Consider the following 10,233-nt stretch of genomic DNA (forward strand, 5'->3'; position numbering starts at 1 on the left):
CGCAACTACATCAAAATTCTGCCTGGCGATCGCGTCAAAGTCGAATTGACTCCCTACGACTTGACCAAAGGCAGGATTACTTATCGCCTTCGGAAAAAATAGGCTTAGATAAAACTTTCTAAAAACTAATTCTAAGTTTAATTAGAGAGAATTTGGTAAAAAGCGTCAATTTTATGCTATAATGCTACGTTTGTAGTGTTGCCGAGAAGGGCGTCAACAACCCACCGGTGTACCGGGTTAAGTCATTGCTACGCCGTAAAAGTATCGCTCGCCAACACTGTGGCGCAGGCGAACTTTACCCCAGCAATGGGAGTGGGTGCAAGCGGGCTCCTTCATGAAACAACCCGCACTTTATACAATTTAATCGAGGAGAGGCCTACACCTTGCCCAGCCTCTCCTCCCACCGCTCTACGGGCAGTCCCAGCGTGCCTGCTCTCCGGTAGAGCGGGGTTCTCCAGGCAGGAAGAAAGATGAAAGTTCGAGCATCTGTCAAAAAAATTTGTGAGAAATGTCGCGTCATCCGCCGTCGCGGTCGAGTGATGGTGATATGCACTAACCCGAAACACAAACAACGCCAAGGTTAGAAAAAAAGAAGATTGGGCACTGCACGCAGGTGCATCCTAATTGAACATTGTAGCCAAACAGGAAAACTAGGGAGAGAAAAAGTGTGGCACGGATTGCCGGGGTAGACCTTCCACGCGATAAGCGCGTCGAAATAGGTCTGACATACATTTACGGAATAGGCTTGTCGCGGGCCCAAAAAATTATCGCTGCAACAGGCGTAAATCCTGACACTCGCGTCAAGGATTTAACAGAGGCCGACGTGACAGCTCTGCGGGCTCATGTAGAAACCACATACCAAATCGAAGGAGACCTCCGGCGCTGGGAGTCAATGAACATCAAGCGCCTGATGGACATCGGAACTTATCGCGGTCGGCGTCACCGTTTGGGTCTGCCGGTGCGGGGACAACGAACCCGTACCAACGCCAGAACCCGTCGTGGCGTCCGCCGAACAGTTGCGGGCAAGAAAAAGGCACCTTCCAAGAAGTAACATCTTTTTGGCAAAAATACGCTGGGGGCTGCTGGCTCCTAGCGCTTCGGAACATTAGTTGAGAGAAACGTTAAAGAGACTAATATGGCGCGACAACAAACAGGCAAGAAATCTGGTGCAAAAAAGCAGAAACGGAATGTACCCAATGGGGTAGGCTACATCCAGTCTACCTTTAACAACACGATTGTAACTATTACCGACCTCAACGGCGAAGTAATATCCTGGGCATCGGCAGGTTCCAGCGGTTTTAAAGGAGCTAAGAAGGGGACTCCCTTTGCAGCTCAAACAGCAGCAGAAAGTGCTGCCCGCAGAGCTAACGACCAAGGAATGCGCCAAATAGAAGTAATGGTGAGCGGGCCCGGAGCAGGTCGAGAAACTGCAATTCGGGCGCTGCAAGGGGCGGGACTGGAAATCACCCTGATTAGAGATGTTACCCCAATTCCTCACAACGGCTGTCGCCCTCCCAAGCGACGTAGAGTCTAAAACGATTTGAGATTTTAGATTTTAGATTTTGGATAATGGCTAACTGCTTAAAGTCAAAAACTAATGGTTCTAACTGTTGCCCCGTCCATCCAAAATCCGAAATCCGTTCAGGGGTATGCTCTGCAATCTAAAATCCAAAATCAAAAATCCAAAGTGGAAAAGGGAGGTCACTCCGTGGCGCAGTTTCAAATTGAATGTATAGAGTCTAACACTGACAAAGACCGCAGTCAGTACGGAAAATTTGTCCTGGAACCGCTCGATCGCGGTCAGGGAACAACTGTTGGGAATGCGCTGAGGCGAGTTCTGCTGTCAAATTTGGAAGGAACGGCAGTAACTTCCGTCCGAATCGCGGGCGTCAATCACGAGTTTGCCACGATCGAAGGGGTACGTGAGGATGTTCTAGAAATTCTCCTGAACATGAAAGAGGTCGTCCTCAAAACTCATTCTCAGCAGCCGCAAATCGGCAGGTTGCGGATTGAGGGGCCCGTCACCGTTACGGCCGATCGATTCGATTTGCCCTCCGAGGTGGAATTGATCGATCGCTCCCAATACATTGCAACTCTCTCGCCCGGCTCAGTTCTGGAAATGGAATTCAGAATTGAAAAAGGCATCGGATACCGAGCAGTAGACCGCAGTCGCGATGATGGGTCGGCTTTGGATTTTCTCCAAATTGACGCCATCTTTATGCCGATTCGCCGAGTCAACTACAGCGTTGAAGATGCTCGGGTAGGCGGGACGGTCGAGAAAGACCGACTGATTATGGAAATCTGGACTGATGGCAGCGTGACTCCTCAAGAAGCTTTGAGTCAATCTGCCCACATCCTGGTAGATTTATTTGCACCTCTCAAAGACATCACCCAAGATTCTCTCAAACCAGAGTATCCCGGCGAAGCCGATCCTACCAGCCAAATTCCGATCGAAGAATTGCAGTTGTCCGTCCGGGCTTACAACTGTCTCAAGCGGGCTCAGATCAACTCAGTCGCAGACTTATTGGATTATACCCAAGAAGACTTGCTCGAGATCAAGAATTTCGGGCAGAAGTCCGCAGAAGAAGTGATTGAAGCTTTACAAAAACGCTTGGGCATTACCTTGCCACAGGAAAAATCAGCTAAAAGTTAATCAACGGGTAACGGGTTAAAAAGTTCTGAATTTTAAGTAGGTGAGTTTTTAAGTTAAAGAATTCACCCCCCTAGATCGCGAACTATCCCGGCGCCCAATTACCAATTACCAATTACCAACTGCCATGCGTCACCGCTGTCGCGTTCCCCAACTCAGCAAACCGGCTGACCAGCGCCGCGCCCTACTGCGCTCGCTGACCACCGAATTAATCCGCCACGGTAAAATCACTACCACTCTCGCCCGCGCCAAAGCGCTGCGCTCAGAGGCAGACAGGATGATTACCCTCGCCAAAGATGGCTCCTTGGCCGCTCGCCGCCAAGCTATGGGCTATATCTACGATAAACAGTTAGTACACGCCTTGTTTGAGGCGGCACAAGAACGGTACGGCTCGCGCAACGGGGGCTACACCCGCGTAGTACGAACTGTCCCCCGTCAAGGAGACAATTCCGAAATGGCGATCGTTGAACTGGTTTAATTCAATTTTGGGTTGGAGATTTGTGATTTATGACTGACAATCCAAAATCCCCAACCGACAATCCCCAATCGATACAGCGCGTTGCTCTGGTGATCCAATACCTCGGCACTAACTTTCACGGTTGGCAGCGACAGCCGAACCAGCGTACAGTACAAGAAGAAATTGAAACAGCAATATCGACTGTTCTGGAACGCCCGGTAACGCTGCACGCTGCCGGGAGAACTGATGCGGGAGTTCACGCCGCTGCTCAAGTAGCCCATTTTGACGCCTCCGGTCCAATTCCGGCTCACCGCTGGGCAAGCGTTCTCAACTCTCGACTGGCAAAAGATATTTTAATTCGAGCTTCGGCAAAGGTGGAACCTACCTGGCACGCTCGGTTCTCAGCCAGTTGGCGGCGCTATCGCTACACCCTTTATACAGACCCGACCCCTAATTTGTTTGTGCGTCCTTTTGCTTGGCACTGCTACGGGGCCCCTGTGGATGAATCTTTGATTCAGACAGCTTTGACACCGCTAATCGGGCGGCATCACTTGGCTGCTTTCCACCGCGAGGGTTCTGCCCGCCCCCATTCCTGGGTGGACGTGCAAGCGGCCGAGTGTCAGCGTTCTGGGCCTCTTATCTATATTGAGGTTCAGGCGAGCGGGTTTCTGTACGGGATGATGCGGCTGCTGGTGGGGTTGCTGGTGCAGGTGGGTCGCGGGGAAAGGCCGATCGACAATTTCACAGATATCTGGGTCAACGAACGCCGAGAAATGGTAAAATATGCCGCTCCCGCTCAAGGTTTGTGCCTGCTGCGGGTTGGCTATTCAGAATTTCCCTTTCCCCCAGAGGTCTGGTACGACACTCAGCCAAAATTAGTCATTAGTCATTAGTCATTAGTCATTAGTCATTAGTCATTAGGTAACTACTAATAAAAAACTAAGGACAACTAACAATTAAAAACTGACAACTGACAACTGACAACTGACAACTAACAACAGTTAACAGTTAATAGACAACTAACAACAAACAATGAACAAAACTTACGTCCCTACTCAAGACTCCCTAGAGCACAAGTGGTACGTGGTCGATGCCGCCGACCAGCGGCTGGGCCGTCTGGCAACTGAAGTTGCCATGTACCTCCGGGGGAAACACAAACCGACTTACACTCCTTCTATGGATACCGGCGACTTCGTAATTGTCATCAATGCTGACAAAATCGCTGTTACTGGCAAAAAACGCACCCAGAAAATCTACCGCCGCCATTCTGGAAGACCGGGCGGCATGAAAACAGAAACTTTTGCCAAATTGCAAGCACGTTTGCCCGAAAGAATTGTCGAAGAAGCTATACGGGGAATGCTGCCTCACACTTCTCTGGGCAGACAACTGTTTACTAAACTGAAGGTGTACGCTGGCCCCAACCACCCGCACCAAGCTCAAAAACCAGAAGAATTAATTGTTCACACGATTCCGGGAGGAAATGAGTAATGCAAGCAACAGATACATCCGGTCGCGCTGTGTACTGGGGTACCGGCCGCCGCAAGCGTTCCGTAGCGCGGGTGCGCTTGGTTCCCGGCACTGGCATACTGACTGTCAATGGTAAAGAGGGGGATTTGTACCTGCAATTCAATCCTACTTATTTGGCTCTCGCTAAGGCCCCTCTGGAAACTTTGGGTCTGGAAAATGAGTACGACATTTTGGTAAAAGTCGAAGGCGGTGGCTTGACAGGTCAGGCTGACTCGATTCGCTTGGGTGTCGCTAGAGCACTTTGTCAATTAGACCCGGACAACCGCAAGCCTCTGAAGACTGAGGGCTATTTGACTCGCGACCCGCGGGCCAAAGAACGGAAAAAGTACGGTTTGCGGAAAGCTCGCAAAGCTCCTCAATACTCGAAGCGGTAATCGAGGTTCGGCAGCGGATTGTGTAACGGATGTAACGGATGTAACGGATGTAATGGAAGTTCGGCAACGGATTTTTTAACGGATGTAACGGATGTAACGGATGTAACGGAAGTTCGGATTGACGGATTGACGGAAGAAGGAAGAAGGAAGAAGGAAGAAAGAAAAGGCAAGAATCATTCAGATTTTATCTGCCTTTTTTTCAAGTTTATTTCCGATTCCTGATTCCTGGTTCCAAAAGGTATAAGACAAAATTGGTACTGTTGTTGGTTTAGAAGTCCTGCGGCAGCTAAAATGGTTGTAAAGTCAAAAATTAGAGAGTAAAAAACAATGGCAAAAGATGGCATTCACCCTCAGTGGTATCCCGAATCTCAGGTTTATTGCAACGGGGAACTTGTGATGACTGTGGGTTCAACTAGACCAAAGCTTCAAGTTGATGTCTGGTCGGGAAATCATCCTTTTTATACTGGCACTCAGAAGATTATTGATACTGAAGGTCGTGTGGAGCGCTTTATGCGGAAATACGGCATGACCGAGGTAGAAATGCCGAAGGCAGATGCTTCCTCTGGACCGCTGAAAATGGAAGAGCCGAAAGCAGATGCTTCTAAGGCTGCTGGTAAAGGCAAAAAGAAGAAGTAGCCGGATTGTCATTTGTCCGCAGTTTGTTGAGAGTAGTTCTTTCTACTGGCAACTTACCGCCCTCGGATTTTAGATTTTAGATTGAAGACTTGCTACGGCTGGCAGTTTAGTTCGATCGAGTAGAGTTCGATCGACATTCTATCCTAACTGCTCTTGAGTTCTAAAATCTAAAATCTAAAATCTAAAATCTAAAATCGATCCGCCATCGGATTGGAGAGTTGAGATTGAAGACTTGCTACGGCTGGCAGTTGAGTTCGATCGAGATTCTATCCCAACTGTTCTTCAAATCTAAAATCTAAAATCGATTGAAAAAGGACAACTGACAATGGCTGAATCTTATTTGCTGGATAAATTGAAGTCGGTAGAGCAAACTTTTAATGAGTTGACTCGCCGCATGGCTGACCCGGATGTGGCTAGGGACAATCAAGAGTTTCAACGGGTAGCGAAAGCTCGATCGTCCTTGGAGGAAGTGGTCGATACTTTTGCTCTGTGGAAAACCACTCAGGAAGATTTGGTGGGCGCGCGACAGGTTCTCAAGGAAGCCGCAGGCGATCGAGATATGCAAGAAATGGCTGCGCTGGAAGTTCAGGAACTTGAGGCGAAGCTGGAGAATTTGGAAAGTCGTTTGAAGGTTTTGCTGCTCCCCCGCGACCCGAACGATGACAAGAATATTATGCTGGAAATTCGGGCGGGTACTGGCGGAGATGAGGCTAGTATTTGGGCGGGAGATTTGCTGCGGCTGTATTCCCGTTACGCTCAAACTCAAGGCTGGCAGGTGAAGTTGGTGAGCGAGTCGCTGGCGGAAATGGGCGGCTTTAAAGAGGTGATTCTGGAAATTACAGGCGACAGCGTTTATAGCAAGCTGAAGTTTGAGGCGGGAGTACACCGGGTGCAGCGGGTGCCGGTGACTGAGGCTGGCGGCCGGGTGCATACTTCGACGGCGACGGTGGCTGTGATGCCGGAGGTTGATGATGTGGAGATTCACATCGATCCGAAGGATATTGAGATGAGCACGGCTCGATCGGGCGGCGCTGGCGGTCAAAATGTGAACAAGGTGGAAACTGCTGCGGATTTGTTTCACAAGCCGACGGGAATTCGGATTTTCTGTACTGAGGAGCGCAGTCAGTTGCAGAATAAGGAGCGGGCGATGCAGATTTTGCGGGCTAAGCTCTATGAGATGAAGTTGCGGGAGCAGCAGGATGAGGTGAAGTCGCGGCGTTTGGCTCAGGTTGGTACTGGTTCGCGATCGGAGAAGATTCGCACCTACAACTATAAGGACAATCGGGCTACGGACCACCGTTTGGGGGAGAATTTCTCGCTCAATAGTGTTTTGGAAGGGGATATTGAGGGGATTATTCAAACTTGCATTTCTCAGGATCAGCAGGAACGTTTGGCTGAGTTGGCTGCTTCTACTAATTGATGGAGTGATGGGGGGCTAGGCGCATTGTTTGCTCAGCCTCAGTCCCCTTGTTACGCGGGAGATATGGTTGAGTAGGGCTTCCCAAATTGCGTCGGCGATCGCCACTGGATATTTGAAATGTTCGAGGTCGTATTGTACAATGACTTCTAGGGGTGCTAGGATTTGCTGGTTTCGAAAACTGGCAATTGCTGCGAGCGTCTCTTGTTCCCATCTGGCAAATAGTCTGTAGCTGAAAAAGGAACTGCATTTTTGTCCTTTCTTGTTCAGGTAAACGACTATTACTTGATGTTGTTTGGGGTAAACTTTGACTATGCGGTTGACGGGCATTCTCAGGGCTTCGGCTGCTTCTATTTTGGAGATTTGCCAGCACTGGGGTTTTAGCCAACCGGAGGCTGTAAGGCTTTGACGGGTGCGGCTGGGCTTGTGAGTTTTTAGATTGCGTCTCTTGGTCATTGCTATTTCTCCTAAATCGGTTTTCATTAAAATTAAAATTTTCAATGTAATTAAAATAATATCTGCTAAATCTTCTCCTGTCAAGCAAGACAGGTAAGTTTGTTGGTACACAAGTAAACTAGGAATTGTGGTTATCTCGTGGCTGATATCGTGGACGCAGAAGCTAAGAAAAAACTGAGTGAGGTTGTTAAATTAGCGCGGGGCTCGATGAGTCTGACTGCTTTTGGCAAGCTGTTGGGAGTTTCTGCTGCTTCTGTCTTGTATTGGGAAAAGGGGCAGGTACTTCCAGATACGAAAAATTTGACTCAGATTGCGACAAGAGCAGGCTTTACGATGGAAGAGCTCATGGCTCATCTTGAAGGCAAGCCGGTGCAGGAACCCGTAGATACTAACGATCTGCTGAAAAAAATTCAATGTATGCCAATTAGTGAGTTGGCAGTTATTGGTAGAGCCGTGATGGATAGACTCGCTGCTGCTGCTGAGTCTTCTGGGTAAGTACAGTTGATGTGGATCTATTTAAGGTACTATTAAAATCATAGTTGTTACTGATTGGTATACTTCTAATATTAGCAGCGATAAGTTAGCTTGTCAATAACAAGTGAAAAAATCATAAATTGAGAAGTAAACTTGTTAAATGTGGTTAAGTGGTAACTGCGATTGTGGATGCTGAAGGTAAGAGAAAACTGATCGAGATTGTTAAGTTAGCGCGTGGCGACCTCAGCCAGCGAGCTTTTGGCAAGCTTTTGGGCGTGTCATCGACTGCTGTACAGTTGTGGGAAAAAGGCCAGAGCATCCCGGATACGGAAAATTTGACTCAGATTGCTATTAGAGCTGGTTTCACACTAGAAGAACTTATAGGTCATCTCGACGGGAAGCCGATGCGGGAACCGATGGATACGAACGATATGCTTAAAAAAATTCAATGTATGCCGATCGCAGATTTGGCGGTAATTGTCCGAGCGGGCGTGGAGCGGCTGGCTAATGCTGCTGAGTCTTCAGGCAAGTACAGTTGAGCGGGTACGAGCCGATCGCCCTTAAAAATTTCCACCACTCGTGCATATCACAAATCGAGTAATTTGTCAAGGTAAAATCTACTTTGTTACGGAGTGCGATCGCCCGTATGCACTTACGCACTCCAAGCAAAGAAACCGGGTTTTTTGCCGAATCTGCGGGATACAACGCGTCTTATCGTAAAAAACCCGGTTTCTGGGCCCCTATGCGTAAGCCCTTATGAAAAAACCACTCGCCCTATCCCTGACTCAATATGTCTAAAAATTCTCGGACAATGCGATCGGGTTCTTCTGTGCATCTGTTAGCGTCGCAGTAGTGGATGATGCTGATACCGTGAGATGCAAACAGGCGATCGCGCGTTTCATCTTTTTCTGTATCGGGATGCCATATTTCGAGAATACCCCATTTGCCTTGGTGGAATATGAGGAAATCTGGTTCTTGGTTTTGTCGGCCTGCGGGTGTTGTGAGGCGGGCTTTGGAGTTGGGGAAGAATAGGGTGTTTGTGCGATCGAGCGCTTCGGCTATTTTTACTTGTTCTTGGCTGTGAAAGCGCAAATCATTCCAGTGATAAATCCGTTCTTTTTTGCTCGACAAAATTCCCTGGTTATGTGCGTCTTCAGCCTTGATAATTTCATCTGATACTGTATTATAATCAGATATATTTGCACCCTGTAAATCTGTTGACGAATCAGATTCACTTAAGTTTGCGAATGATACTCTGGCTCCCCTTAAGTCAGCACCGCTGAGATTAACTCCAATAACTTGAGTTCGATGTAATGTCACTTGATGTCGTCGCAAGTAGCGTTTTATAACTGCTTTAATATTGTTTTTTTTTACTTTTTCGTCAAAAGCTTCTGAGAGTAACTTCCAGAGTTTATAGCCAGCGGCTTTAATATATTCATCATCATATTTAGAAAATTTAGCAATTTCCTCATAAGACTGTCTGCCTTCCCAGCACTGTTTGAAGATTAGCTCTTGCACGTCGTTTAACTGTTCGTCATCCTCTAGAACTGTTTCGACAATGGCGAGAGCTTCATCCACAGTCATGGGTTAAATCCTCTTAAAGGTAGTGTCCGAGTTGAGGTTGCGATCGGAGGATGCTTGGGATTTTGCGTGTCCTTGCACCTTTCTGTGGATAGATTTTAGCACATCCGAGCCGAGGTCGCTACTTTTTATCACTATTTATCACTTTTTGTCGCTGGCAAAGCTGAGGTCGTGTTGGTAAAGTATTACACAAATAGCTAGTCCGTAGTGTTCTCCGGTAGCAATACACAATAATGAATAAGCAATTAAAGCTGATACTTCTAACATCTAGCATTATATGTACAGTGCTGTTTCCTTCGGCAAGCTGGGCGCGGACTGTCTTGCAAGAAATTCAGCAAACAGGAGTTTTAAAAGTTGGTATTAGAAAAGATGCTGTGCTTTTTGGCTATGAAGATGGACAGGGCTGGAAAGGCTATTGTACTACTTTTGCAGATGCACTAGCAAACAGACTCAGCCGACAACTAAACAGAAATGTTAATGTAGTGGCAGTCCGTTCTACTATTCAAAATCGCGAGGCGATCGTAAGGAACCCCACGCTTAAAAGCGGGGGCTTTTGGGAAGTCCGGCTCGTTCCGAGCGGTGCAAGAAGAAAGCCCGAACCTTACCAGAGACAGGATTAGACCTACGTTTTTTGAGTCACGATACCGGAAAATGCGACGCT

At 47.9% G+C, this 10,233-nt stretch carries 16 protein-coding genes and 1 pseudogene; 15 read left to right on the forward strand and 2 right to left on the reverse strand.

The window, feature by feature from the left end; genetic code table 11:
* The 12 genes and pseudogenes from ACUVJL_RS36805 to prfA all read left to right on the forward strand — a co-directional run.
* Positions 1-102 (forward strand): annotated as a pseudogene (locus ACUVJL_RS36805) (translation initiation factor IF-1); the annotation flags it as partial.
* Between the two features lie 368 nt (positions 103-470).
* On the forward strand, positions 471-584 hold the full coding sequence (gene rpmJ, locus ACUVJL_RS36810; RefSeq protein WP_015178722.1) for a 50S ribosomal protein L36: 114 nt from the start codon (positions 471-473) through the stop codon (positions 582-584).
* 83 nt (positions 585-667) lie between these two features.
* Positions 668-1,051, forward strand: coding sequence for a 30S ribosomal protein S13 (rpsM, locus tag ACUVJL_RS36815; protein ID WP_006634981.1), 384 nt, complete (start codon positions 668-670; stop codon positions 1,049-1,051).
* 84 nt (positions 1,052-1,135) lie between these two features.
* Positions 1,136-1,534 carry a 30S ribosomal protein S11 gene (gene rpsK / locus ACUVJL_RS36820; RefSeq protein ID WP_006634980.1) on the forward strand — a complete coding sequence of 133 codons (399 nt, stop codon included), beginning with the start codon at positions 1,136-1,138 and terminating at the stop codon, positions 1,532-1,534.
* A 174-nt stretch (positions 1,535-1,708) separates the two neighbouring features.
* Positions 1,709-2,653, forward strand: a complete 945-nt coding sequence (locus tag ACUVJL_RS36825; protein ID WP_332958426.1) for a DNA-directed RNA polymerase subunit alpha — start codon at positions 1,709-1,711, stop codon at positions 2,651-2,653.
* Between the two features lie 124 nt (positions 2,654-2,777).
* On the forward strand, positions 2,778-3,128 hold the full coding sequence (rplQ, locus tag ACUVJL_RS36830) for a 50S ribosomal protein L17 (protein ID WP_242719721.1): 351 nt from the start codon (positions 2,778-2,780) through the stop codon (positions 3,126-3,128).
* Positions 3,129-3,157: 29 nt separating this feature from the next.
* Entirely contained in the window at positions 3,158-4,000 is an 843-nt protein-coding gene (truA, locus tag ACUVJL_RS36835) for a tRNA pseudouridine(38-40) synthase TruA (protein ID WP_445250338.1), read from the forward strand.
* A 139-nt stretch (positions 4,001-4,139) separates the two neighbouring features.
* Complete coding sequence (rplM, locus tag ACUVJL_RS36840) at positions 4,140-4,595, forward strand: 50S ribosomal protein L13 (RefSeq protein ID WP_015178725.1); 456 nt, start codon at positions 4,140-4,142, stop codon at positions 4,593-4,595.
* The gene (rpsI, locus tag ACUVJL_RS36845; RefSeq protein ID WP_006634975.1) at positions 4,595-5,008 is read left to right on the forward strand and encodes a 30S ribosomal protein S9; all 414 of its coding nucleotides are present in this window, start codon (positions 4,595-4,597) and stop codon (positions 5,006-5,008) included. Before rplM ends, rpsI begins: the two co-directional genes overlap by 1 nt.
* Before the next feature lie 18 nt (positions 5,009-5,026).
* Positions 5,027-5,230: a hypothetical protein gene (locus ACUVJL_RS36850; RefSeq protein WP_445250339.1), complete on the forward strand. Its 204-nt coding sequence runs from the start codon at positions 5,027-5,029 to the stop codon at positions 5,228-5,230.
* A 105-nt stretch (positions 5,231-5,335) separates the two neighbouring features.
* The gene (gene rpmE / locus ACUVJL_RS36855; protein ID WP_333439449.1) at positions 5,336-5,644 is read left to right on the forward strand and encodes a 50S ribosomal protein L31; all 309 of its coding nucleotides are present in this window, start codon (positions 5,336-5,338) and stop codon (positions 5,642-5,644) included.
* A 325-nt stretch (positions 5,645-5,969) separates the two neighbouring features.
* Positions 5,970-7,064, forward strand: coding sequence for a peptide chain release factor 1 (prfA, locus tag ACUVJL_RS36860; protein ID WP_333059813.1), 1,095 nt, complete (start codon positions 5,970-5,972; stop codon positions 7,062-7,064).
* Between the two features lie 15 nt (positions 7,065-7,079).
* Here prfA and ACUVJL_RS36865 read toward each other — a convergent pair whose 3' ends face one another.
* The gene (locus ACUVJL_RS36865) at positions 7,080-7,628 is read right to left on the reverse strand and encodes a hypothetical protein (protein WP_445250340.1); all 549 of its coding nucleotides are present in this window, start codon (positions 7,626-7,628) and stop codon (positions 7,080-7,082) included.
* A gap of 27 nt (positions 7,629-7,655) precedes the next feature.
* On the opposite strand from ACUVJL_RS36865, the gene ACUVJL_RS36870 reads away from it, so the two are divergent.
* Positions 7,656-8,012: a helix-turn-helix domain-containing protein gene (locus ACUVJL_RS36870; protein ID WP_445250341.1), complete on the forward strand. Its 357-nt coding sequence runs from the start codon at positions 7,656-7,658 to the stop codon at positions 8,010-8,012.
* A gap of 149 nt (positions 8,013-8,161) precedes the next feature.
* Positions 8,162-8,530, forward strand: coding sequence for a helix-turn-helix transcriptional regulator (locus ACUVJL_RS36875; RefSeq protein ID WP_333239177.1), 369 nt, complete (start codon positions 8,162-8,164; stop codon positions 8,528-8,530).
* A 235-nt stretch (positions 8,531-8,765) separates the two neighbouring features.
* Here the strand turns inward: ACUVJL_RS36875 and ACUVJL_RS36880 are convergent, their stop codons facing one another.
* Complete coding sequence (locus tag ACUVJL_RS36880; RefSeq protein WP_445250342.1) at positions 8,766-9,575, reverse strand: pentapeptide repeat-containing protein; 810 nt, start codon at positions 9,573-9,575, stop codon at positions 8,766-8,768.
* 230 nt (positions 9,576-9,805) lie between these two features.
* Here ACUVJL_RS36880 and ACUVJL_RS36885 point away from each other — a divergent pair, with 230 nt between their 5' ends.
* Positions 9,806-10,192, forward strand: a complete 387-nt coding sequence (locus ACUVJL_RS36885; protein WP_445250343.1) for a hypothetical protein — start codon at positions 9,806-9,808, stop codon at positions 10,190-10,192.
* Positions 10,193-10,233 lie beyond the last annotated feature (41 nt).

This window comes from Microcoleus sp. OTE_8_concoct_300 (assembly GCF_031383065.1).
Taxonomy (GTDB): domain Bacteria; phylum Cyanobacteriota; class Cyanobacteriia; order Cyanobacteriales; family Microcoleaceae; genus Microcoleus.